General features: G+C 70.4%; 19 protein-coding genes and 1 rRNA gene. 11 read left to right on the plus strand and 9 right to left on the minus strand.

Translation table 11 applies throughout. From position 1 onward, the window contains the following. The first annotated feature begins 147 nt into the window (after positions 1 to 147). Positions 148 to 264 (plus strand): 5S ribosomal RNA (gene rrf, locus ACIPJI_RS00005). A 122-nt stretch (positions 265 to 386) separates the two neighbouring features. Here the strand turns inward: rrf and ACIPJI_RS00010 are convergent. The 5 genes from ACIPJI_RS00010 to ACIPJI_RS00030 are packed head-to-tail and all read right to left on the minus strand — an operon-like array spanning position 387 to position 5822. Next, positions 387 to 1697, minus strand: a complete 1311-nt coding sequence (locus ACIPJI_RS00010) for a DUF58 domain-containing protein (protein ID WP_402243658.1) — start codon at positions 1695 to 1697, stop codon at positions 387 to 389. Between the two features lie 7 nt (positions 1698 to 1704). Beyond that, a complete protein-coding gene (locus tag ACIPJI_RS00015) occupies positions 1705 to 2688 on the minus strand; it encodes a MoxR family ATPase (protein WP_356622055.1) in 984 nt (327 codons plus the stop codon). Beyond that, a complete protein-coding gene (locus tag ACIPJI_RS00020; protein WP_402243659.1) occupies positions 2685 to 3911 on the minus strand; it encodes a DUF4350 domain-containing protein in 1227 nt (408 codons plus the stop codon). The genes ACIPJI_RS00015 and ACIPJI_RS00020 overlap by 4 nt, the downstream gene beginning before the upstream one ends. Beyond that, positions 3908 to 4594 (minus strand): DUF4129 domain-containing protein, encoded by a 687-nt coding sequence (locus ACIPJI_RS00025; protein ID WP_402243660.1) that lies wholly within the window; start codon positions 4592 to 4594, stop codon positions 3908 to 3910. Before ACIPJI_RS00025 ends, ACIPJI_RS00020 begins: the two co-directional genes overlap by 4 nt. A 4-nt stretch (positions 4595 to 4598) precedes the next feature. Further along, entirely contained in the window at positions 4599 to 5822 is a 1224-nt protein-coding gene (locus ACIPJI_RS00030; protein WP_356622052.1) for a glycerophosphoryl diester phosphodiesterase membrane domain-containing protein, read from the minus strand. Positions 5823 to 6004: 182 nt separating this feature from the next. On the opposite strand from ACIPJI_RS00030, the gene mtnA reads away from it, so the two are divergent. The 7 genes from mtnA to ACIPJI_RS00065 all read left to right on the plus strand — a co-directional run bounded on the left by mtnA (position 6005) and on the right by ACIPJI_RS00065 (position 14488). Continuing rightward, positions 6005 to 7150 (plus strand): S-methyl-5-thioribose-1-phosphate isomerase, encoded by a 1146-nt coding sequence (mtnA, locus tag ACIPJI_RS00035; protein ID WP_402243661.1) that lies wholly within the window; start codon positions 6005 to 6007, stop codon positions 7148 to 7150. Between the two features lie 4 nt (positions 7151 to 7154). Next, positions 7155 to 7844: a two-component system response regulator MtrA gene (gene mtrA / locus ACIPJI_RS00040; protein ID WP_005316841.1), complete on the plus strand. Its 690-nt coding sequence runs from the start codon at positions 7155 to 7157 to the stop codon at positions 7842 to 7844. Position 7845: 1 nt separating this feature from the next. Beyond that, complete coding sequence (gene mtrB, locus ACIPJI_RS00045; RefSeq protein WP_307706715.1) at positions 7846 to 9843, plus strand: MtrAB system histidine kinase MtrB; 1998 nt, start codon at positions 7846 to 7848, stop codon at positions 9841 to 9843. Next, complete coding sequence (locus tag ACIPJI_RS00050) at positions 9833 to 11689, plus strand: LpqB family beta-propeller domain-containing protein (protein WP_402243662.1); 1857 nt, start codon at positions 9833 to 9835, stop codon at positions 11687 to 11689. Before mtrB ends, ACIPJI_RS00050 begins: the two co-directional genes overlap by 11 nt. Before the next feature lie 78 nt (positions 11690 to 11767). Then, positions 11768 to 12481, plus strand: a complete 714-nt coding sequence (locus ACIPJI_RS00055) for a ComF family protein (RefSeq protein ID WP_356622050.1) — start codon at positions 11768 to 11770, stop codon at positions 12479 to 12481. 345 nt (positions 12482 to 12826) lie between these two features. Continuing rightward, a complete protein-coding gene (hpf, locus tag ACIPJI_RS00060) occupies positions 12827 to 13519 on the plus strand; it encodes a ribosome hibernation-promoting factor, HPF/YfiA family (RefSeq protein ID WP_159691493.1) in 693 nt (230 codons plus the stop codon). Between the two features lie 207 nt (positions 13520 to 13726). Beyond that, positions 13727 to 14488 carry a response regulator transcription factor gene (locus tag ACIPJI_RS00065; RefSeq protein WP_356622049.1) on the plus strand — a complete coding sequence of 254 codons (762 nt, stop codon included), beginning with the start codon at positions 13727 to 13729 and terminating at the stop codon, positions 14486 to 14488. A 51-nt stretch (positions 14489 to 14539) separates the two neighbouring features. Here the strand turns inward: ACIPJI_RS00065 and ACIPJI_RS00070 are convergent, their stop codons facing one another. Together ACIPJI_RS00070 and ACIPJI_RS00075 are read right to left on the minus strand one after the other, a co-directional pair. After that, complete coding sequence (locus tag ACIPJI_RS00070; RefSeq protein ID WP_402243663.1) at positions 14540 to 15700, minus strand: winged helix-turn-helix domain-containing protein; 1161 nt, start codon at positions 15698 to 15700, stop codon at positions 14540 to 14542. Between the two features lie 130 nt (positions 15701 to 15830). Next, a complete protein-coding gene (locus ACIPJI_RS00075) occupies positions 15831 to 16406 on the minus strand; it encodes a GNAT family N-acetyltransferase (RefSeq protein ID WP_356622047.1) in 576 nt (191 codons plus the stop codon). A 239-nt stretch (positions 16407 to 16645) separates the two neighbouring features. Between ACIPJI_RS00075 and secA the strand changes: the two genes are divergently transcribed. After that, a complete protein-coding gene (secA, locus tag ACIPJI_RS00080; RefSeq protein ID WP_307706711.1) occupies positions 16646 to 19465 on the plus strand; it encodes a preprotein translocase subunit SecA in 2820 nt (939 codons plus the stop codon). A gap of 502 nt (positions 19466 to 19967) precedes the next feature. Here secA and ACIPJI_RS00085 read toward each other — a convergent pair. After that, entirely contained in the window at positions 19968 to 20378 is a 411-nt protein-coding gene (locus ACIPJI_RS00085) for an Rv3235 family protein (RefSeq protein WP_402243665.1), read from the minus strand. 278 nt (positions 20379 to 20656) lie between these two features. Here ACIPJI_RS00085 and ACIPJI_RS00090 point away from each other — a divergent pair, with 278 nt between their 5' ends. Together ACIPJI_RS00090 and ACIPJI_RS00095 are read left to right on the plus strand one after the other, a co-directional pair. Next, the gene (locus tag ACIPJI_RS00090) at positions 20657 to 21163 is read left to right on the plus strand and encodes a DUF6912 family protein (RefSeq protein WP_402243666.1); all 507 of its coding nucleotides are present in this window, start codon (positions 20657 to 20659) and stop codon (positions 21161 to 21163) included. A gap of 99 nt (positions 21164 to 21262) precedes the next feature. Beyond that, a complete protein-coding gene (locus ACIPJI_RS00095; protein ID WP_402243668.1) occupies positions 21263 to 21934 on the plus strand; it encodes an HAD family hydrolase in 672 nt (223 codons plus the stop codon). A 13-nt stretch (positions 21935 to 21947) separates the two neighbouring features. Here the strand turns inward: ACIPJI_RS00095 and ACIPJI_RS00100 are convergent, their stop codons facing one another. Then, positions 21948 to 22514, minus strand: a complete 567-nt coding sequence (locus ACIPJI_RS00100) for a DJ-1/PfpI family protein (RefSeq protein WP_005316866.1) — start codon at positions 22512 to 22514, stop codon at positions 21948 to 21950. Between the last annotated feature and the right edge of the window lie 346 nt (positions 22515 to 22860).

Here is a 22860-nt window from a genome sequence, read left to right on the forward strand (position 1 = left end):
CCTGTAAGGGGTGGAGTTGACCGGTACTAATAGGCCGAGGGCTTGTCCTCAGTTGCTCGCGTCCACTGTGTTAGTTCTGAAGTAACGAACTCGCCCGATCCCGTTTTGCGGGGTTGCCGGCTGGTAGTTCGGATATCTTCATAGTGTTTCGGTGGTCATTGCGTTAGGGAAACGCCCGGTTACATTCCGAACCCGGAAGCTAAGCCTTTCAGCGCCGATGGTACTGCAGGGGGGACCCTGTGGGAGAGTAGGACGCCGCCGAACAATCATTGTGGGAAAGCCCCGCACCTCTGGTGCGGGGCTTTCCTGCGTTCAGGGCCAATTCCCATGCGTGATGGCTCGCCGGTTCCGGGGCGAGCCGGCCGCATCTGACGGGACTTTCTGGCTCAGAGGCGACCGGCTGCTTTGAGAGCGAGATAGGCATCGGCGAGGGCGGGTGCGATCTTCTCCGGTGTCGCATCCACAACGGTGACTCCGTGGCGCTGCAACTGTTCCGCCGCCCGGTTCCGCTGGGACTGGGCCTGGGTCGCTGCCGCGGCGTCATAGACGCCCTCGACCGAGCCGCGCGTCGCCTTCATGCGTTCGATGTGAGGATCCGCCACAGAGGCCACCAGGACGGTGTGGCGCTGCGTGAGCTGCGGGAGGACGGGGAGCAGGCCTTCCTCGACAGGAGCGGCGTCGAGGCTCGTCAGAAGGACGATGAGGGACCGGCGGGGAGCATTCGTCAGCGCAGCAGCGCTGAGGCCGCGGGCGTCTGTCTCGACGAGTTCCGGCTCCAGGGGAGCGAACGCGTTGACCATGGCCGGAAGAACGTCCCCTGCGGACCGTCCCACGACCTGGGCGCGGATGCGGCGGTCGTACGCCAACAGTCCGACCCGGTCACCGGCGCGTGACGCCAGCGCGCCCAGCAGGAGCGCGGCGTCCATCGCGGCGTCCAGGCGCGGGACATCCCCCACGCGTCCCGCCGAGGTCCGTCCCGTGTCGAGAACGATGAGGATGTGCCGGTCACGCTCCGGGCGCCAGGTGCGGACGGCAACGGTGGTCCGCCGGGCGGTGGCCCGCCAGTCGATGGAGCGGGTGTCGTCCCCGGGCACGTAGTCGCGAAGACTGTCGAACTCCGTTCCCTGGCCCCGGATCAGCACGCTGGTGCGGCCGTCGAGTTCGCGCAGGCGCGCCAGGCGGGACGGCAGATGCTTGCGGCTCGTGAACGGAGGGAGGACGCGAACGGTCCAAGGCACCTTGTGATGGCCCTGCCGGGCCGCCAGGCCCAGCGGACCGTAAGAGCGGACCGTGATGCGCTCCGGCCGGCGGTCGCCCCGTCGTGTGGGCCGCAGGACCGTGGTGAGGCGGCGACGCTCGCCGGCCGGGACGGTCACCTTGTGGCGGGAGGCGGACTGCTCCGCCCCCGGCAGCCAGCTGCTCGGCGGCCAGGCATCGCGCAGGTCGGCCCGCAGACGCCGGCCCGAGGGGTTGGTGACCATCAGGTCGACCGTCGCCACGTCACCGAGTCGAACGGATGTATCACCACTTCGGGTGAACCGGAGCGTTCGTACTGGCGCGGCGAGGGCGTAGTCGCACAGGATTGCGAGTGAGAGGGGCGCGTTGACAGCGAGCATCCCGGTCCAGCTCGGAGCGAGGATGCCTACGGGGAGTGAGCCGAGCGCGGCCAGGAGTGCGGTTCGTCCGGTGAGGGCCATCGGTGCCTCAGCGCGGTACGGGGACGTGGGCGAGGATCGCGGTGATGACGGAGTCGGCGGTGACTCCCTCCATCTCCGCCTCGGGCCGGAGCTGGATCCGGTGCCGAAGGGTGGGCAGGGCGAGGGCCTTCACATCGTCCGGGATGACGTAGTCGCGTCCGGTGAGCCAGGCCCAGGCGCGGGCGGTGGACAGCAGCGCGGTAGCGCCTCGGGGGGAGGCGCCGAGCGTGAGTGAGGGGGATTCACGGGTGGCACGACAGATATCGACGACGTAGGCGGCGATCTCGGCGGAGACGGAGGTCTTGGCCACGGCGAGACGGGCCGCTTCCAGTTCCGCAGGGCCGGCGACGGGTCGCACCCCCGCCGCTTCGAGGTCGCGGGGATTGAAGCCCTCCGCGTGCCGGGTCAGGACATTGATCTCGTCCTCGCGGGACGGAAGGGGGACCGTCAGCTTGAGGAGGAAGCGGTCCAGCTGTGCTTCCGGAAGGGGGTAAGTGCCCTCGTACTCGACGGGGTTCTGCGTCGCGGCGACGAGGAAGGGATCGGGGAGCAGACGAGGGGTGCCGTCGACCGTCACCTGTCGCTCCTCCATCGCTTCGAGGAGCGACGACTGGGTCTTGGGCGGCGTGCGGTTGATCTCGTCGGCGAGAAGGAGGTTCGTGAAGACCGGCCCGGGCTGGAACGAGAACTCGGACGTGTGGCTGTCGTAGACGAGGGACCCGGTGACATCGCTGGGCATCAGGTCGGGGGTGAACTGGACGCGCTTCGTGTCGAGCTCGAGCGATGCGGCCAGTGCACGCACCAGGAGGGTCTTGGCGACGCCAGGCACTCCCTCGAGAAGGACGTGACCGCGGCAGAGCAGAGCCACGACGAGACCGGTGACAGCGGGATCCTGGCCGACCACGGCCTTGGCGATCTCGGTGCGCAGGGCCTCCAGGGAGGCGCGGGCGCGGTCCGAGCTCTCGGCTGTCTCGGGGGTCGGGGCGCTCATGAGGTGCGTACCTCTCTTTCGAGGGCGTCGAGTTGGTCTGCGAGTCGGACGAGTGCGGTGTCGTCGGCCGGGGGAGCGCCGAAGAGCAGTTCACGGAGGTCGTGCTCACCATGGGGGAGGTGCGCGGAGACCGCGGGAAGCAGGGCTTCAGGCGAGTGGGTGTCGGAGGCGGAGACACCGAGAAGCGGGGCAAGGCGAGTTCTGGTGGCGGAGCGGAGCGAGGCGGCGGCGCGGTCGCGCGCGTTCACCTTGCGGTAGAGGCGGGCGCGGCCCTCGGTGGTCTCCGACGCGCGGATGGCGACCGGCAGTTGTTCGGTCACCAGAGGGCCGAGCCGGCGGGCACGCCAGACGGCCGCCAGGACGGCCGCCACGAGGAGTTGCAGCGTGCCCCACAGCCAGCCGCCGGGGATCAGGTCGAAGAACGTGTCCTCGCCGTCCGTTTCACCGCTGCCCTGGTCGTCGCCGTCTCCGTCGGCGGGGTTCGCCGCGGAGGGGTCGTCGAGAGAAGGGATGTACCAGACCAGTTCGGGTCGGGACCCGAGAAGTTGAAGGGCGAGGGAGGCATTGCCGTGTTTGTCGAGACGATCGTTGTAGAGGATGTCCGGAGCGCCCAGGAGGACGGTGTCGCCGTCGTTCGGCGCGTCGAGCCGCACCAGGGAGGGAAGGCCGTCGCTCGGGTAACAACTGTCGGCGCCGGGCGCCTCGGTCGAGTAGCGCTCACCGCCGAGATCGGCGCTGCCCGCGCGGCGGGCGGCGGGGAGGTCGCACCGGGGACTGCGCTCGGACACCTCGGTCCGGGATTCGACGTCGACGTCCGGCGCGAGTGTGCCGACGGAGGCGAAACCGGGGGCGATCAGCACTGTTCGTCCGCCGGCGGAGGCGGTCCCGGACCGGAAGTCCCGCTGCTGAGTTGCCGTCAGCATGTCGGGGTCGGTGACGAGGACGGTGGTGTCGGCGCCGGCAGCGGCGGTGGCGTCCGCGAGGGTGGTGACCACGCTGGTCGAGACTCCCCGGCCCTTGAGGAGTTCGGCGACAGCACGGCTGCCGTGCTGGTCCACGGAGCGTGGGTCGAGACGGCCGTGGTGATCACCCGATTGCAGTGCCGCCATGGCGATGCCGCCCACGACGAGGAGCATGACCGCGAGGAGCAGGCCGCGGACGCGGTTCCAGACCTGGCGGGAGGAGGGCGACATGGACGTGGTGCTGCCCGTGAGGCCGGTCATTCGGCGGCTCCTTCGGCAGCGGTGGCCGACAGGGGCTTGGTGCTCTCCAGGGCGAGGTCGAGATCCCGGAGCCGTTCGTACGCCTGCCGGTCGGCGGTGCGACCGCCGTACGTGACGTCGTCGAAGACACGGGCCGCGGCGCGCAGTTCGTCGGCGTGGTGGGGGAGCGGGCGCCCCGCCTCCGCGGCGGCCTCGTCGGCGGTACGGCCCGGCCTGGCGTCGAGGAGCGTGCGTTCCTCGAGCGAGCGGACGATGGCGCGCATCCGCTCCTGCACCGCCTGGTTCCATCGCTCGGCGGCGGCGTGCTTGTCCGCCGCGGCGCGGTGCGCGGAAGCGCTGCGCGGGCCGTCTTCGAAGAGGGAGTCCGAGGTACGGACCGTGCGCTGGGGCTTACCGAGCCGCCACCACAGGGCGGCCGCGAGGGCGACGACGACGAGGATGACGGCGATCAGGCCGATCAAGCCGCCGGGGGTGCCGCTCGAAGCGGCGCCGAAGAGGCTGTCGACCCACTCCCAGAAGCGGTCGAGGGCGCGCTCGAGGAGGTTCGGGTCGTTCTCGTGGTACATCGGCCTGGACAGCTCGCGCTCCGCCGCCTCGCGGGCGGGCTCGCGCGGAGTGTCCACCGGTACGTCGTCGCTCGCGCCGACCAGCAGTGCCGCCGTCGCGCCCCCCGTGCCCAACACCGCATCAGCCCCCGGTGGAGCGGTCACCGGGAGGTGCCGACCCGTAGCCGGAGACGCCGGCTGCCCGCGCGAGTTCGAGGTCGAGCGCTTCGCGGCGGATGCGCTGGTCCACGTAGAGGAGCACCGTCACGCCGGCGGAGATCGGGTAGGTGATCGACGAGGCGATCACGGATCCGATGCCCGTGATGATCAGGAAGGGCCAGCCGAAGTCGGGGCCGGTCCCGGTGAACAGATCGCCGATTCCGGCGCCGTCCACCGCGAAGCCGATGATCGTGAACGGGATGGCGATGACCATGCTCACGACGAATACCAGCAGCAGAGTCAGCAGCGTGATCCCGAAGATGCGCCACCAGGCGCCTTGGACGAGCTTGGCGGAGCGGCGCAGCGAAGTGATGACGCCTTGACGTTCCAGCACGAGGGCGGGGGAGGCCAGGGCGAAGCGGACCATCAGCCAGATGATGACGGTGATGGCGGCGAGACCGCCGACCACGGACAGGAGCACGCCCGCGCCACCGATCAGCATTCCCGGCAGTACACCGACGGTCATGATCGCGGCGCTGCCCAGCGGCAGCAGCAGGGTGAGGCCCAGAAGGTGGGGCAGTCGCGGCCGGGCCTCGCGCCAAGCCTCGGCGAGGGTGATCGGGCGGCCGAGCACCGAGCGGCTGATCACCACGGTGAGCAGTGCGGTGGTGAGCAAGGTGCCGATCAAGGTGATCAACAGGGCGGGGCCGAGGGCCACCAGGCTCGATTGCAGCGACTCGACGGACTGCTCCAGGGCTTCCTCGGGCGTCGCGTCGGGATTGACCTCGGGAGGCGCGGGGAGCAGGTAACGCTCCACGAGGATGCTGCAGATCTGGGAGATGACGGAGACCGTGATCGTCACGCTCAGGACCGTGCGCCAGTGCGCGCGCAGCGTCGACACCGCGCCGTCGAGGATTTCACCGACGCCGAGGGGCCGGAGCGGGATGACTCCCGGTTTGGCTGCGGCGGGGGGCCCGCCCCAGCCGCCGCCGTGGTGCCCGCCGCCGCCCCAGCGCGGCGGGGGCGGGCCGGGGACCTGGCCGGGGCCGGTCGGCGCGGACCACTGTCCGGGAGGGGGCTGCTCCTTGGACCACTTCGAGGCAGGACCGCTTCCGTCCGCGGGCGGCGCGGGCTGCGGTACGCCGGGGCCGTTCTGCCCTTCGGAAGGAGCCGATCCGGGCGATGCCCAACCCGGAGTGTCGTTCACGGTCGTCCACCTCATGGATCGTTCACGGGGCCGGCTCGTCGAGCCGGCGCGTTCACAGTGTCCTTCCGCCTGTCCGGGCGGCCGGTTGGCTGCCATCGTGCCACGCGCGGGCTGTCGGCGGACCGGTGCCCGGGTCACCTTCGTACCTTCATTGTCGGAGCGGCACCGGGCAGACTGGGCGGATGGCTGATCAGTACGTACAAAACCCGGTGTGTGCCGAGCCGTCGAAGCTTCCCGTGCTGCGTTGGGACGAGCCGCCCGAAGGGCCCGTACTGGTGCTTCTCGACCAGACCCGGCTCCCCGCCGAGGAGGTCGAGCTGGTCTGCACCGACGTTTCCGTCCTGGTGCGGGCGATCCGTACGCTCGCGGTGCGCGGAGCGCCGCTCCTCGGCATCGCCGGTGCCTACGGAGTCGCGCTCGCGGCGCTGCGGGGCTTCGACGTGGACGAGGCCGCGGAACTGCTGGAGACGGCGCGGCCCACCGCGGTGAACCTCGGGTATGGGGTGCGGCTGGCGGCGTCCGCGTACCGGACCGCCGTCGAGCGTGGGGCCGACGGCGAAGAGGCGGCCCGCGCGGCGCTCGCGGCGGCCGAGGAACTGCACCGCCGTGACGCGGAGGCCAGCCGGCTGATGGCCGAGCACGGCCTGGCGCTGCTGGAGGAGCTGCTGCCCGGCGGAGGTCACCGGATCCTTACGCACTGCAACACCGGGGCACTGGTGTCCGGCGGCGAGGGGACGGCGTTCGCCGTAGCGCTGTCGGCGCACCGGGCGGGCCGGCTCCAGCGGCTGTGGGTGGACGAGACACGGCCGCTGCTGCAGGGCTCCCGGCTCACCGCCTACGAGGCGGCACGCAACGGACTGCCCTACACGCTGCTGACGGACAACGCCGCGGGATCCCTGTTCGCGGCCGGCGAGGTGGACGCCGTCCTGATCGGGGCGGACCGGATCGCCGCGGACGGCTCGGTGGCGAACAAGGTCGGCAGCTACCCGCTGGCCGTGCTCGCCAAGTACCACCATGTGCCGTTCGTCGTGGTCGCCCCTACGACGACGATCGACCTGGCGACACCGGACGGCTCGGCGATCGAGGTGGAGCAGCGACCGGGGCACGAGGTGACGGAGGTAACATCCCCGCAGTCCGCAGTGGCCGGCGCCGGAAGCGGCGGGCAGACAGTGGCCCCCCTGGGAACCCAGGCGTACAACCCCGCATTCGATGTCACGCCGCCGGATCTGGTGACGGCGATCGTCACCGAGGAGGGGGTGTTGTCGCCGGTCACCGTGGGTGGCGTAGCGGAGCTGTGTGCCAGGTCACGCCAGGTAACGATTAGCTAATGGGATGATGTCGTTTATGAAGGGACGAGTCCTTGTCGTCGACGACGACACCGCACTGGCCGAGATGCTCGGCATTGTGCTGCGTGGTGAAGGTTTCGAGCCGTCGTTCGTAGCGGACGGTGACAAGGCACTTGCCGCTTTCAGGGAGGCCAAGCCGGATCTGGTGCTGCTCGACCTCATGCTGCCCGGAAGGGACGGCATCGAGGTGTGCAGGCTGATCCGGGCCGAGTCGGGTGTACCGATCGTGATGCTCACTGCCAAGAGCGACACCGTCGATGTCGTGGTCGGGCTCGAGTCCGGGGCCGACGACTACATCGTCAAGCCGTTCAAGCCGAAGGAGCTGGTCGCCCGGATCCGGGCCCGGCTGCGGAGGTCGGAGGAGCCCGCGCCGGAGCAGCTGACGATCGGGGACCTGGTCATCGACGTCGCCGGTCACTCCGTGAAGCGGGACGGGCAGTCGATAGCGCTGACCCCGCTGGAGTTCGACCTGCTGGTCGCGCTCGCGCGCAAGCCCTGGCAGGTGTTCACCCGAGAGGTGCTGCTGGAGCAGGTGTGGGGTTACCGCCACGCCGCCGACACCCGGCTGGTGAACGTGCACGTGCAGCGGCTGCGCTCCAAGGTCGAGAAGGATCCGGAGCGGCCGGAGATCGTGGTGACCGTCCGTGGTGTCGGTTACAAGGCCGGGCCGAGCTGACATGTCCAATGGCAGCGTTGCTCCGAAGCCCGGCGAGCCGGGGGTCCGTACGGGGCGGGCTGCCGGACCGGGGCGTGGTCCCTCGCGATTCGGCCGTCTGCTCCATGGCGGACGGTTGCTCCAGGAAAGCGCCCCCGGCGGGCCGGTGCCCCGGCTCGTGATGCGCTGGGTGCGCCGTCCGCTGCTCCCTGCCGTGAGGCTGTGGCGACGGAACATCCAGCTCCGGGTGGTCGTGAGCACGCTCCTGATGTCACTGGGCGTGGTGGTGCTGCTCGGCTTCGTCGTCATCGGCCAGGTGCGCAACGGCCTGCTCGACGCCAAGGGCAAGGCGGCACAGAGTCAGGCGGCAGGCGGCTTCGCCGTCGCCAGGGAGAAGGCGAACGCGCCGATCGGCCCCGGCGGCGGGCAGGGCGACAACGCAGCGGACGGAAACGCCCGTACGTGGCGTTCCGATCTTGTGGTGCAGCTCTCCAGCGGCGGCCAGGGCGCTTTCAACGTGGTCGCGCTCAGCGCCGACGCACAGGGCGCGGGCACCAGTCGTGCGCCACGTACCTCAGGTGGCGTGGACCCGGCGAGCATCCCGCAGGACCTGCGGGACGCCGTGCGGCAGGGCGGGGGGACGTTCGAGACGTACCTCAGCATCCGGTACACGGACAACGTGGTCGATCCCGAGCCCGGGCTCGTCGTGGGCACGCAGCTGAACGACATCGAGGGCAACCCCTACGAGCTGTACTACCTGTTCCCTCTCGCGCAGGAGGAGCAGTCGCTGAACCTGGTCAGAGGCACCCTCGCCACGGCGGGACTCTTCGTCGTGGTGCTGCTCGGCGCGATCGCCTGGCTCGTGGTGCGCCAGATCGTCACCCCCGTACGGATGGCGGCCGGGATCGCGGAGCGTCTCGCGGCGGGCCGGCTCCAGGAGCGGATGAAGGTCACCGGCGAGGACGACATCGCGAGGCTCGGCGAGGCGTTCAACAAGATGGCGCAGAACCTCCAGCTGAAGATCCAGCAGCTCGAGGAGCTCTCCAGGATGCAGCGCCGCTTCGTCTCGGACGTTTCGCACGAGCTGCGTACGCCGCTGACGACGGTACGGATGGCCGCCGATGTCATCCACGAGGCGCGCAGCGACTTCGACCCGGTGACGGCACGCTCCGCCGAACTCCTCGGCGACCAGCTCGACCGCTTCGAATCGCTGCTCTCCGATCTGCTGGAGATCAGCCGGTTCGACGCGGGTGCCGCCGCGCTCGAGGCAGAGCCGATAGACCTGCGCGAGGTCGTACGGCGGGTCATCGGCGGCGCCGAGCCGCTGGCGGAACGCAAGGGCAGCCGTATACGGGTCGTCGGTGACGAGCAGCCCGTCGTCGCCGAGGCGGACGCCCGGCGCGTCGAGCGAGTGCTGCGCAATCTCGTGGTCAACGCCGTCGAGCACGGTGACGGCAAGGACGTCGTGGTCCGCATGGCCGTGGCCGGCGGCGCCGTCGCGGTCGCGGTGCGGGACTACGGCGTGGGTCTCAAGCCCGGTGAGGCGACCCGCGTGTTCAACAGGTTCTGGCGTGCCGATCCGGCGCGTGCGCGGACCACGGGCGGCACCGGCCTCGGCCTGTCGATCGCCGTCGAGGACGCCAGACTGCACGGTGGCTGGCTGCAGGCGTGGGGCGAGCCGGGCGGCGGCTCGCAGTTCCGTCTGACCCTGCCGCGTACGGCGGACGAGCCGCTGCGTGGCTCACCGATACCGCTGGAGCCGGAGGACTCCCGGCAGAACCGGGAGCGTGCCGCCTCGTCGGGGAAATCTGAGGGGAACGGGCACCGGATGACGTCCGTGCCCGTTCAGGGGGCGTCGGACCTGTCGCCGCTTCCGCCGCGTACCGCGCCTCCCGAGGTCGACCCGACGGCACTGCCGGGCAACGGCTCACGGGTGGTGGCGCGGCAGACAGGCGAGCGGGGCGACCTCCCCGCGGCAAGGTCTTCATCGGAGTGGGAGGACACGACTCGTGGGCGCTGATCCCCGTCGTCACGGGCAGACGGGCGTGCGGCGCGTATCGGCGCTGCTCGGCTGCAGCGGAGTGCTGCTGGCCGGGTGTGCCTCGATGCCGGACACCGGTGACGTCCATGCCGTCAAGGCGTCTCAGCGGGCCGACTCGCAGGTGCGGGTGTACGCGGTGCCGCCGCGGAAGGACGCGACCCCGGACGAGATCGTCACGGGCTTCCTCGAGGCGATGACCAGTGACGACACCAACTTCGACACGGCGCGCTCGTACCTGACCGAGGAGGCTTCGGAGAAGTGGCAGCCGGAGGCGAGCACGACGGTGCTGGCGTCGGCTCCCGATCCGGGCGTGCCGGTCCCGGGCCGCCGGGACAACCCCGGGATGAGTTACCCGCTGCTCGGACGGCACATCGCGACCGTCGACGCGCAGCACGCCTATCAGCCCGTCACGCCGAGCGAGTACCGCCGGACCATCCATCTGTCGCAGAAGGCCGGCCCCGACGGCAAGCAGTGGCGCATCGACAGCCTGCCCGCCGGGCTGCTGCTGGGCGCGTCCGACTTCGAGCGCAACTACCGCTCGGTCAACAAGTACTACTTCGCCTCCGGACGCGACGTCGTGGTCGCCGACCCGGTCTACATCAGGCAGCGGCAGGACCCGGTGACCCGGATGGACCCGGTGACCCAGGCGGTCAAGGCGCTGCTGGAAGGGCCCACGGCCTGGCTGAAGCCGGTCGTCGAGTCGCGGTTCCCGACCGGTACGGCGATGAAGCTCAAGGACGGCGCCACGTCGCTGTCGTTCGACGACCGCAACGGTCTGAAGGTGCCTCTGGACGACAAGGCGTCCAACGTGGGGCGCACGCAGTGCATGAAGATGGCTGCGCAGATCATGTTCACCATCAAGGACCTGTCGGCGGCGAGGCTCGAGCAGGTCGAGCTTCTGCGCTCGAACGGATCGCAGCTGTGTGTGATGAGTGCCGGCCAGGCCGAGGGCTACGCGCCGGACCACTCCTCCGGACGCCCGGACAACCAGTACTTCGTCGACAGCAAGCGCCGACTGGCCCTGCTGGCGGCGGGAGGCGCGGAGGCCGGCGAACCGCAGAACGTGGCAGGCCCCTTCGGTGACGGCCGCCTCGCGGTGGACACGGTCGGTGTGGCGAGGGACGAGCACAAGGCCGCGGCCGTCGCCGGCGACTTCAGTCGGCTGTACGTGGCGTCGATCGTCTCCGACAGCAAGCTGGGCGCCCCGGTGATCACCAGCTCCGGCAAGGGACCCGACAACCGTCTGACCGCGCCGAGCTGGGACGGGCGCGGGGATCTGTGGGTGGCCGACCGGGATCCGAACGCGCCGGCGCTCAAACGCCTGCCGAACGACGCGGACGCCCCGGAGGATGTCAAGATCGTTCCAGGGCTGGACGGCGCGCGTATCCAGGCGGTGAAGGTGTCCGCGGACGGTGCGCGGATCGCGCTGCTGCTGACCAAGGACGGCAGTACGACCCTGAAGATAGGGCGCGTGGAACGGCACGGCGACAGTGACGATCCCGTCGTGACCGTCACCGAACTGCGGCCGGCCGCACCGCAGATGGAGGCCGTCACGGCCGTGTCGTGGGCAGGGCCGAGCAGGCTTGTCGTGGTCGGCAAGGAGGCCGGTGGCGTTCAGCAGGTGCGGTACATCCAGACGGACGGCTCGACCGTCCCCAAGGGGATCCTGCCCGGCCTCAACCAGGTGAAGTCGGTCGCCGCGTCGGACGACGAGAGCCAGCCGCTCGTGGCCTACTCGCAGGAGGACGGCATCGTGCGCCTGCCCGCCGGCGCCAACTGGCAGACGCTGGTCAAGGAGGGCACCGCGCCGGTCTACCCGGGCTAGGCGGGCCAAGGGCGGACAGCCGGCCGCGTTGTCCACAGGGCAGGCCGGCCGATCGGCCGGCCTGCCACAGTGGTCCTCATGCGGGCGTGGTGGCGTGAAATCTCCGGTCTGGTGATCCCTGCGGTCTGCGGCGGCTGCGGCACGCCCCGTACGCAGCTGTGCGAGGTGTGCTGGCAGGCGTTGCACGGGCAGGCGGCACGTAGGGCCAGACCGGTGCCGGAGCCGGCGGGGCTTCCCGTGGTGCACGCCGCGGCGGCCTACACCGACTCGGTCCGCGCCGTGATCCTCGCGCACAAGGAGCGCGGCGCGCTCGGGCTGGCCGGACCGCTCGGGGCGGCACTGGCCGGATCCGTGCGGGCGGCCGTGGGGTACGCGAACGGGCCGGGCGGGCCCGTGCTGCTGGTGCCCGTACCGTCCGCGGCGGGCGCCGTCCGGGCACGGGGTCATGACGCGGCACGGCGGATCGCCCTTGCGGCGGCGGCCGAGCTGCGGCGCGCGGGCCGGGCCGCGCGGGTGCTGCCGGTGTTGCGGCAACGGCGCCGGACGGCCGACCAGGCGGGCCTCACGGCCCGCGAGAGGCTCGCGAACGTGGCGGGGGCCCTGGAGGTGCGGGCCGGTGGTGCACGGCTCCTGGCGGGCGGCAGGGCGGTGATCGTGGACGATCTCATGACGACCGGGGCGACGCTCGTCGAGGCGGCGCGGGCACTGAGTGCCGCAACGGGGGCGGATCCGCGCGCCGGGGTGCCGGCCCGGGCGGCGGTCGTCGCTGTTCCACCGCTGTCCTTCGAATAAACCGGAACTGAATGCGAACCCCTATCGTTGCAGCTAGTGACAGGGCAAAAACCCCTGATCGGAGGTACCTCCGAGTAGCGGGTGCCGACACCCGTCCCAGAGAGCTATGTTCGGTGTGAGGAATGGCGACAAGCACACCTCACCGAATGGCTGCCGGTTTCCCGGCCGGGAAAGCGCGGCGGCGACACTTCGAAAAAATTGGGGTGGGTGGAGACCTTGCCGATTGGGGAGGAGGAGGTGAAAGTCGCCAAGTCCGAGGCTCCGGAGATCACCGGAGCCTGGTGCAAGAGGGAGATGCTCCGCAGCCGGTGAGCGGGCGGAGCGAATCCGGGAACGGAGTTCTGCGTGGACATCGTCGTCAAGGGCCGCAAGACCGAGGTGCCCGAGCGGTTCCGCAAGCACGTGGCCGAGAAGCTGAAGCTGGAGAAGATCCAGAAGCTCGACGGCAAGGTGATCAGCCTCGACGTCGAGGTGTCCAAGGAGCACAACCCGCGGCAGGCCGACCGTTCCGACCGCGTGGAGATCACACTCCGCTCGCGGGGCCCGGTGATCCGGGCCGAGGCCGCGGCTGCCGACCCGTACGCAGCGCTGGACCTCGCGACCGGCAAGCTGGAGGCACGCCTTCGCAAGCAGCACGAGAAGCGTCACAACCGGCGTGGCGCCGGCCGCCTGTCCGCGGCCGAGGTGGTCGATGTCGTCCCCGGCGTCGCGGAGTTGAGCGCCACCAACGGCCGGCCCCTCGCCCAAGAGGCGACCGAGTCCGTTCCCACGACCAAGATCGGCTCGATCGAGGTGCAGGGCGAAGGACCGCTGGTGGTTCGCGAGAAGCTGCACACAGCAGCACCTATGACGCTCGACCAGGCGCTCTACGAAATGGAGTTGGTCGGGCACGACTTCTATCTCTTCGTCGACTCGGAGACGAAGCAGCCCAGTGTCGTCTACCGACGACACGCCTATGACTACGGCGTCATTCACCTGGAGACGGACCCCTTGGCCGGGTCCGAGGCCGGCGGCGCCGGAGGTGCACTCGGCGGCTGACGCCGGAATCCCGTAGCCCTGCCGACGAACAATCCCGGTGCCCCTGGAGCGTCTCGTGCGCCCCCAGGGGCACCCTCGTGCCCCAACAGGATCACCGCACTGTCGCCCGGGCATGAAAGCATGACGTCGTAAGCCAACCGGTGCGCCCCGCACTGGCGTTGGCGTACCACACATGATCTTCGGGCCACGGCCTCAGGGGGAGGAACGATGGCGGACACTTTCGGTCCGGTGCACGGCAGTACGGGCCACCCCGGTGCCACGCACTCGGACGGTGAACGGCACGGCGAGGAGGAGGGCGGCGGGGGCAAGGAGCCCATCCGGGTCCTGGTCGTCGACGACCACGCGCTCTTCCGGCGGGGACTGGAGATCGTCCTCGCGCACGAGGAGGGCATCGAGGTCGTCGGCGAGGCCGGCGACGGCGCTGAGGCCGTGGACAAGGCGGCCGACCTGCTTCCGGACATCGTGCTGATGGATGTGCGGATGCCGAAGCGAGGCGGCATCGAGGCGTGCACCTCCATCAAGGAGGTGGCCCCCAGCGCGAAGATCATCATGCTGACGATCAGCGACGAGGAAGCCGACCTCTACGACGCGATCAAAGCCGGAGCCACCGGCTACCTCCTCAAGGAGATCTCCACGGACGAGGTCGCGACCGCCATCCGCGCGGTGGCGGACGGGCAGTCGCAGATCAGCCCCTCCATGGCGTCGAAGCTGCTCACCGAGTTCAAGTCGATGATCCAGCGCACCGACGAGCGCAGGCTGGTGCCCGCGCCCCGGCTCACCGACCGGGAGCTGGAGGTGCTCAAGCTCGTGGCGACGGGCATGAACAACCGGGACATCGCCAAGGAGTTGTTCATCTCGGAGAACACCGTCAAGAACCATGTGCGCAACATCCTGGAGAAGCTTCAGCTGCACTCCAGGATGGAGGCCGTGGTCTACGCGATGCGCGAGAAGATCCTCGAGATCCGGTAGCCGAGGCTCCCGCGATCCGGCCGGTACGGGCGGGCAGAGCGGTCCGCGATGTCAGTCCAGGGCCTTGACCAGGTCCGCCATGAGCTCGGGGCGGTCGATCCGCTCGACGCGGACGGAGTCGCAGCCCACCCACTCCGCCGCCTCGCGCAGGGCCTGCGCCATCGGGGCCACGGCCTTGGGAGTGTCCAGCGATACCTGGCGGGCCACCAGCGTCCTGCCTTCGCGTGCCGGGTCGACGCGGCCCAGCAGCTTCCCGCCCGCGAGCAGCGGCATCGCGAAATAGCCGTGCACCCGCTTCTGCTTGGGGACGTAGGCCTCCAGCCGGTGCGTGAAGCCGAAGATGCGCTCCGTCCGCGCGCGCTCCCAGATGAGCGAGTCGAACGGGGAGAGCAGGGTCGTGCGGTGCCGGCCGCGCGGCGGGGAGGCGAGCGCCGCGGGATCCGCCCAGGCGGGCTTGGCCCAGCCCTGGACCTGGACCGGCACCAGCCCCGAGTCCACGACCACGGCGTCGAACTGCTCGCCCTTGAGGCGGTGGTAGTCCGCGATGTCCGCGCGGGTGCCGACGCCCAGCGACTCACCCGCCAGCCGGACGAGACGGCGCAGGCACTCGGCGTCGTCCAGGTCGTCGTGCAGCAGGGTGTCGGGGATCGCACGCTCCGCGAGGTCGTACACCCGCTTCCAGCTGCGCCGCTCGGTGCACACGACCTCGCCGTACATCAGAGCCCGTTCGACGGCGACCTTGGAGGCGGACCAGTCCCACCACTCCCCGCCGTTGTTCGCGCCGCCCAGACCGGTCGCGGTCAGTGGGCCCTCCGCACGCAGTTGCTTGATCACGGCGTCGTACGCGCCGTCCGGGAGCTCGTGGTACCACTGCGGGCGGGCGCGGTAGGCGCGCCGCCTGAAGGCGAAGTGGGGCCACTCCTCGACGGGCAGGATGCACGCCGCGTGCGACCAGTACTCGAAGCTGTGGCCGCCCGTCCAGTAGGCGTCCTCGACGGTCTTGCGGCCGACGGCGCCCAGCCTCGCGTACGGGATCAGCTCGTGCGAGCGGGCCAGCACCGAGATCGTGTCCAGCTGCACGGCACCGAGATGACGAAGAACGCCCCGCACTCCGCCCCGCCTGTCGGGAGCGCCCAGGAACCCCTGGGCGCGCAGGGCGATGCGGCGGGCCTCGTCGGCGGAGAGTTCGAGGGCGGGCGGCGGCGTCGTCATGTCCTGCACGATAGAGGGCGCCACTGACAGTCCGGCCTCCGCCCGACAAAGGGGTGCTCGCCGACCCGATCACGGCCGCCCGCCCGGCCACGCGGCCGATGACGGCCTCGGCGCGCGCGGGAATCCGGACTCAGCGGCGGGCCGGCAGATAGGCGTGGTTGCTCGCCAGCCCGAGGTCGGACGGGAGCAGTCCGCCGACCCACACGTCCCGCAGGGTGTCCTTGTTGAGCAGCGCCGCGCGCATCTCCCCCTCCATGCGGAAGCCGGCCTTCTGCGCCACCGCGCGGGAGGCGGTGTTGCCGACCTCGGCGCGCCATTCCAGGCGGGTGGCGCCCAGCCTCATGAAGGCCCAGTGGGAGACGGCGGTGACGCTCTCCGCCGTCACGCCCCGGCCCCGGTGCTCCTTGCCCGTCCAGAAGCCGATCTCCCACGTGCCGGAGAAGGTGCGCATGGTCACGGCGACCGAGCCCATCAGCGGGCCGCCCTCGCGTGGCAGCACGGCGAAGGTGCACATGGTGCTGTTGCGCCAGCCGTCGGGGACCGTCTGCTCGGTGAACTCGACGGCGTGCTGCCACTCGTAGGGCGAGGGAACCGTCGTCCACCGCTGGATGTCGGGATCCTGGCAGGCCTGGTGGACGGACTTCGTGTCCTCGGAGGTGAAGGTCCGCAGCAGCAGGCGTTCGGTGGTGAGGGTGATCGGCTCCATGCGGGGATTCTTGCCAGCGCGGCGCGCCGATGCGAGCACTTTCTGTGCTCCACCGGCACCTTCAGTGCTGCCCGCGCGTTCACCTGATGGCGGACAGCAGGCCTCAGGGGCCATGGACCTCCCGACGCGGCCGGGTCCTCGCTTACGATGGCCGATGCGGTGGGGCCCACCTGCCGTGCCCGCGCCAGTGTCCACCACAGACCCAGTGCCAGGCCCGACCGGCAAGGAGACCAACCTCAGTGTCCGTCTTCAACAAGCTCATGCGTGCAGGCGAAGGCAAGATCCTGCGCAAACTGCACCGCATCGCGGACCAGGTCAACTCCATCGAAGAGGACTTCGTCAACCTCTCCGACGCCGAGTTGCGGGCGCTCACGGACGAGTACAAGCAGCGTTACGCAGACGGTGAGAGCCTGGACGACCTGCTTCCCGAGGCGTTCGCCACCGTGCGTGAGGCCGCCAAGCGAGTGCTCGGCCAGCGCCACTACGACGTCCAGCTCATGGGCGGCGCCGCCCTGCACCTCGGCTATGTCGCCGAAATGAAGACCGGTGAGGGCAAGACCCTCGTCGGCACGCTGCCCACGTATCTGAACGCACTGTCCGGCAAGGGCGTCCACCTGATCACGGTGAACGACTACCTCGCCGAGCGCGACTCCGAGATGATGGGCCGCGTCCACAAGTTCCTGGGCCTCGAAGTCGGCTGCATCCTCGCCAACATGTCGCCGGCCCAGCGCCGTGAGCAGTACAACTGCGACATCACCTACGGCACGAACAACGAGTTCGGCTTCGACTACCTGCGCGACAACATGGCGTGGTCCAAGGACGAGCTCGTCCAGCGCGGCCACAACTTCGCCGTGGTCGACGAGGTCGACTCGATCCTCGTCGACGAGGCCCGTACCCCGCTGATCATCTCCGGTCCCGCCGACCAGGCCACCAAGTGGTACGGCGACTTCGCCAAGCTGGTGACGCGTCTCACCAGGGGCGAGGCGGGGAACCAGCTCAAGGGCATCGAGGAGACCGGCGACTACGAGGTCGACGAGAAGAAGCGCACCGTCGCGATCCACGAGTCCGGCGTCGCCAAGGTCGAGGACTGGCTCGGCATCGACAACCTCTACGAGTCGGTGAACACCCCCCTCGTCGGCTACCTGAACAACGCCATCAAGGCCAAGGAACTGTTCAAGAAGGACAAGGACTACGTCGTCATCGACGGCGAAGTCATGATCGTCGACGAGCACACCGGCCGTATCCTCGCCGGCCGCCGCTACAACGAGGGCATGCACCAGGCGATCGAGGCGAAGGAAGGGGTGGACATCAAGGACGAGAACCAGACGCTCGCCACGATCACCCTCCAGAACTTCTTCCGCCTCTACGACAAGCTCTCCGGCATGACCGGTACGGCGATGACCGAGGCCGCCGAGTTCCACCAGATCTACAAGCTCGGTGTCGTCCCGATCCCGACGAACAGGCCGATGGTCCGCAAGGACCAGTCCGACCTGATCTACCGCACCGAGGTCGCGAAGTTCGCCGCCGTCGTGGACGACATCGCGGAGAAGCACGAGAAGGGCCAGCCGATCCTGGTCGGCACCACCTCGGTCGAGAAGTCCGAGTACCTCTCGCAGCAGCTGAGCAAGCGCGGCATCCAGCACGAGGTCCTCAACGCCAAGCAGCACGACCGTGAGGCGACGATCGTCGCCCAGGCCGGCCGCAAGGGCGCCGTCACCGTCGCCACGAACATGGCCGGCCGTGGTACCGACATCAAGCTCGGCGGCAACCCGGACGACCTCGCGGAGGCCGAGCTGCGCCAGGCCGGTCTCGACCCCGTCGAGCACGTCGAGGAGTGGGCCGCGGCCCTGCCCGCCGCGCTGGAGCGCGCCGAGGCGGCCGTGAAGGCCGAGCACGACGAGGTCAAGGAGCTCGGCGGCCTGTACGTGCTGGGCACCGAGCGCCACGAGTCCCGCCGTATCGACAACCAGCTGCGCGGTCGTTCCGGCCGTCAGGGCGACCCCGGCGAGTCCCGTTTCTACCTCTCGCTCGGCGACGACCTGATGCGCCTGTTCAAGGCGCAGATGGTCGAGCGCGTGATGTCGATGGCGAACGTGCCGGACGACGTCCCGATCGAGAACAAGATGGTGACGCGCGCGATCGCCTCCGCGCAGTCCCAGGTCGAGCAGCAGAACTTCGAGACCCGTAAGAACGTCCTGAAGTACGACGAGGTGCTCAACCGGCAGCGCGAGGTCATCTACGGCGAGCGCCGCCGCGTCCTCGAGGGTGAGGACCTGCACGAGCAGGTGCGTCACTTCATGGACGACACCATCGACGCCTACATCCAGGCGGAGACGGTCGAGGGCTTCGCCGAGGAGTGGGACCTGGACCGCCTGTGGGGCGCGTTCAAGCAGCTCTACCCGGTGAAGATCACCGTCGAGGAGCTGGAGGAGGCGGCCGGCGACCGTGCCGGTATCACCGCCGAGTTCATCGCCGACTCGATCAAGGACGACATCCACCAGCAGTACGACGAGCGTGAGAAGCAGCTCGGCTCGGACATCATGCGTGAGCTCGAGCGGCGCGTGGTGCTGTCGGTCCTGGACCGCAAGTGGCGCGAGCACCTCTACGAGATGGACTACCTCCAGGAGGGCATCGGCCTGCGCGCGATGGCGCAGAAGGACCCCCTGGTCGAGTACCAGCGCGAGGGCTTCGACATGTTCACCGCCATGATGGAGGGCATCAAGGAGGAGTCCGTCGGCTACCTGTTCAACCTGGAGGTCCAGGTCGAGCAGCAGGTCGAGGAGGTCCCGGTGCAGGACGCGGCGGCGAAGACCTCGCTGGCCAAGGAGGACGCGGTGCCGGCCGGCGCGGGCCGTCCCGAGATCCGCGCGAAGGGGCTCGAGACCCCGCAGCGTCCCGACCGGCTGCACTTCTCCGCGCCGACGGTCGACGGCGAGGGCGGCGTGGTCGAGGGCGACTTCGACAACGGCGACGGCTCGTCGCGGTCGGAGTCGGACGGGATGACGCGGGCGGAGCGTCGCAAGGCCCAGAAGACGGCGGGGCGTCGTCGCAAGAAGTGACCGGGTACGCAGTATCCGACGGCCGGGGCCGGACACCGAGGGGTGTCCGGCCCCGGCCGCGTTTCCGCCGACGGGCGGGTCCGGCCGCCCGCGCGACCCGGGCTTCACCGAAGCGGCCCCGGCGGCCGGGCCCGGGCTTCTCGCCCTCGGACGTCCTCCCAGGCAGCGTGGCGGTTCTCCCGGCGGCGGGGCGGACGGATGCCCGGCCGGGGTCGCTCAGGGCCCTCAGCGGGCCGCAGGCCCGTGCGCCGGGCCTGCGCCAGTACCCGTCCCGCTCAGCACCCCTCAGGCGACCCCAGGCAGCACCCTGGCGCACGGGGCCGTTGCCCCGGCCGGACCGCTGAGGGAATGCCGCGTCGCACCTCCGGCCTGCGGCCCGGCCGGAAGCTCAGGCGGCCCACGCGACGGGACGCCGCGGCGCCCGCCCTCCGGCCGGAAGCCCTCAGCCGGCCCCCGGACGACGGGAGGCCGCTGCCCGGCTTCCGGGGCCACGGCCGGCCGCTCACCGGTCCACCGCGACCTCGATCGCCGCACAGCGCCAGCGCAGGTCCCGGCCCTGCTCCAGCCGGAACGCCATCGCGCTGACCCGGTCGCCCGAGCCGATGCGGGCGAACGCCTCGATCACGCCCGGCCCCGGGTGGAACTCGCCGCAGTGGCGGACGACCGGCGTGGCCCGGTCCGCCGGAAGCAACGGCGTCCCCGGGGCGAGCCGGACCAACTGTTCGTAGGCCTCGCCGATCGTGTGCCCGAGCATCCAGTGCACCGGGCGCCGGCCGCTCAGTACCGCGAGCAGGCGGTCGGCGAACCAGTAGTGCGGTTTGTGCAGCCTGCCGCGTGCCCGGGTCAGTGCCGCCGCCGCGTGGGCTGCGGGCCTGCGCTGGTCGTGGCGGCCTGCGGGCCTGGTCCTGTCCATACGGATCGCCCCCGATGTGCTGGTCCCGGGCTGGGTACCGGGAGGTAGCTTCGACGGGGAACTTCTATGGCGTCCGCACCTTTGCCGCAAAGCGGCGAAAGCACCCGAGGCGGCGGCCGTGAGCTTCACCTATCAGGGTGACGAGGCGCTGTACGGACGGGCCGCACGGGCCTTCGACGGGGTGCCAGGTGGACGGCGGGAGGGCGACCGGGCGCACCCCGAAGGGGTACGCCGCACGTATCCTGAGGGGCGATCACCGACTACGAAAGCGGCCTGTCATGCGCGTGTACGTCCCCCTGACCCTTCCCGGTCTCGCAGCGGCGCACAAGGCGGGCGAACTGGGCCCCGGCCCGCTGACCGCCTACGCCGTCACGCCCGGACTGCGCGAGTGGTACGTCTCCGACGACATCGAGGAACTGGAGTACGCGGCGCTCAGCCGCGCCGCCGCCGCTTCCCTGCGTCTGATCGCCGGCGACCCGGACGCGGCCCGGCGCCGCGCGGTCGTGGCCGTCGACGTGCCGGACCAGGACGCGGTCGCCGATCCCGACCAGATCCTCGACGCCGGTGCGCTCGGCGAGGTGCGGATCGCCAGGGCGGTGCCGATGTCCAAGGCGGCCGCCGTCCATGTGGACGCCGACGACGCGATGGACGACGTCTCGGCCGCGGTCGCGGCGCTCGGCGCGGCCGACCACGGTGACGACGACGCGCAGTTCACGGTCGACGGCGCGGAGGACCACGAGCTGCTCTGGTTCGGCGTGCAGGAGATCCCGAACATCGTCGGCTGACCGGCCGCGGCGGGTCGTACCGGCTGACCGGCCACGGGCTGTCGTACCGGCTGACCGGCCGCGCGCCGGGCTGTCGGTCCCGGCCTGTACCGTTTCGCCATGGGCAAGCAGGGGAAGCAGGCGCATCTGGTCTGGGACTGGAACGGCACACTGCTCGACGACATCGGCGCCGTCATCGCGGCGACGAACGCCGCGTTCGCGGAGCTGGGGCTGGAGCAGATCACGCTCGAGCGGTACCGGGAGCTGTACTGCGTGCCCGTCCCCCGTTTCTACGAGCGGCTCATGGGACGGCTGCCGACGAATGACGAATGGCTCGTGATGGACGCGGCCTTCCACAAGCACTACTGGACCCGGGCCGAGACATGCACCCTCGCCGAGGGCGCCGCGGAGCTGCTCACCCGCCGCCAGAGTGCCGGTCTGACCCAGTCGCTGCTGTCCCTCGCCCCTCACGAACACCTGGTGCCGATCGTGCGCCGGCACGGCATCGAGGAGCGTTTCGTCCGGGTCGACGGCCGGACCGGCGCGTCGACCGCGGGCAAGGCCGAGCACATGGTGCGGCACCTGGCGCAGCTCGCCGGCGTGCGGGCCGAGCACGTCGTCGTCATCGGTGACGCGGCGGACGACGCCGTCGCCGCCGCTCACGTCGGCGCGAAGGCCGTGCTGTACACAGGCGGATCGCACAGCCGCGCCAGTCTGGAGAGCGTCGGGGTGCCGGTCGTCGACTCGCTCCAGGAGGCCGTCGAGGTGGCGGAGGAGCTCGTGGCCGGCTGACCGGCCACGAGCGTCACGTCACCGGCGCCGTCGCCCGCAGCACCTTGAGGAACTCCCGCATCCACACCGGATGGTCCGGCCAGGCGCGCGAGGAGACCAGCGAACCGTCCACGACAGCCGCGACGTCCTGGAACGACGCCCCGGCGGCCTGCATGTCCAGTTCGAGCGCGGGGTACGAGGTGACCCGGCGTCCCTCCAGCCCGCCGGTCGCCGCTGTCAGCAGCGGGCCGTGACAGATCTGGGCCACCGGCTTGTCGGAATCGAAGAACGCCTTGAGGATCTTGCGGAGCTCGGGGTCGTTGCGCAGGTACTCGGGCGCGCGGCCGCCGGGGATCACGATGGCGGCGTACGCCCCGGGCTCGACCTCGGAGAAGGCCAGGTCCGCCTGCCAGGTGTAGCCCGGCTTCTCGGTGTAGGTGTCGAAGCCCGGCTCGAAGTCGTGCACGACGAACTGCAGCTTCTTGCGGGCGGGGGCCGCGATGTGCACCTCGTACCCCTCTTCCAGCAGCCGCTGGTACGGGTAGAGGACCTCCAGGGACTCTGCGGCGTCCCCGGTGACGATGAGGATCTTCGTGGTCATGGCTGCTCCCGGTTGATTGGTTGCCAAGAGGGCCTGTGTCGCTGTCCAGACTGTCAAACTTCGGACCCCGCTTTTGTACACATACGGCTCATGACGGGGCGGGGGTGCGGGGAGATAGCCTGGGGGCGTGATCAGCGCGATATGCCGTGGGGGCAGCGAAGCCCCCGGCCTGCGCCCGGACCGCCACCGCGTCCGGGCGATCGCTGACCCCTCCCGTCCGGACTGTCTCCGCCAGACAGAATTGGCCGATAACGGCTCGGACGACTCTCATCGCGGCATACCGTCGACTGCGACCGGACACCCCGGGACGCGGCGATTCGTCGCATCTTTCACCTACGTCACGCAA

Source organism: Streptomyces sp. NPDC086835, assembly GCF_044745705.1.
Classification (GTDB): Bacteria; Actinomycetota; Actinomycetes; order Streptomycetales; family Streptomycetaceae; genus Streptomyces.

Bases quoted from the DNA above. Each gene is read 5' to 3' on its own strand.
- ACIPJI_RS00010 (WP_402243658.1), bottom strand. From the start codon at position 1,697: ATGGCCCTCACCGGACGAACCGCACTCCTGGCCGCGCTCGGCTCACTC.
- ACIPJI_RS00015 (WP_356622055.1), bottom strand. From the start codon at position 2,688: ATGAGCGCCCCGACCCCCGAGACAGCCGAGAGCTCGGACCGCGCCCGC.
- ACIPJI_RS00020 (WP_402243659.1), bottom strand. From the start codon at position 3,911: ATGACCGGCCTCACGGGCAGCACCACGTCCATGTCGCCCTCCTCCCGC.
- mtnA (WP_402243661.1), top strand. From the start codon at position 6,005: ATGGCTGATCAGTACGTACAAAACCCGGTGTGTGCCGAGCCGTCGAAG.
- mtrA (WP_005316841.1), top strand. From the start codon at position 7,155: ATGATGTCGTTTATGAAGGGACGAGTCCTTGTCGTCGACGACGACACC.
- mtrB (WP_307706715.1), top strand. From the start codon at position 7,846: ATGTCCAATGGCAGCGTTGCTCCGAAGCCCGGCGAGCCGGGGGTCCGT.
- ACIPJI_RS00055 (WP_356622050.1), top strand. From the start codon at position 11,768: ATGCGGGCGTGGTGGCGTGAAATCTCCGGTCTGGTGATCCCTGCGGTC.
- ACIPJI_RS00065 (WP_356622049.1), top strand. From the start codon at position 13,727: ATGGCGGACACTTTCGGTCCGGTGCACGGCAGTACGGGCCACCCCGGT.
- ACIPJI_RS00070 (WP_402243663.1), bottom strand. From the start codon at position 15,700: ATGACGACGCCGCCGCCCGCCCTCGAACTCTCCGCCGACGAGGCCCGC.
- ACIPJI_RS00075 (WP_356622047.1), bottom strand. From the start codon at position 16,406: ATGGAGCCGATCACCCTCACCACCGAACGCCTGCTGCTGCGGACCTTC.
- ACIPJI_RS00085 (WP_402243665.1), bottom strand. From the start codon at position 20,378: ATGGACAGGACCAGGCCCGCAGGCCGCCACGACCAGCGCAGGCCCGCA.
- ACIPJI_RS00090 (WP_402243666.1), top strand. From the start codon at position 20,657: ATGCGCGTGTACGTCCCCCTGACCCTTCCCGGTCTCGCAGCGGCGCAC.
- ACIPJI_RS00095 (WP_402243668.1), top strand. From the start codon at position 21,263: ATGGGCAAGCAGGGGAAGCAGGCGCATCTGGTCTGGGACTGGAACGGC.
- ACIPJI_RS00100 (WP_005316866.1), bottom strand. From the start codon at position 22,514: ATGACCACGAAGATCCTCATCGTCACCGGGGACGCCGCAGAGTCCCTG.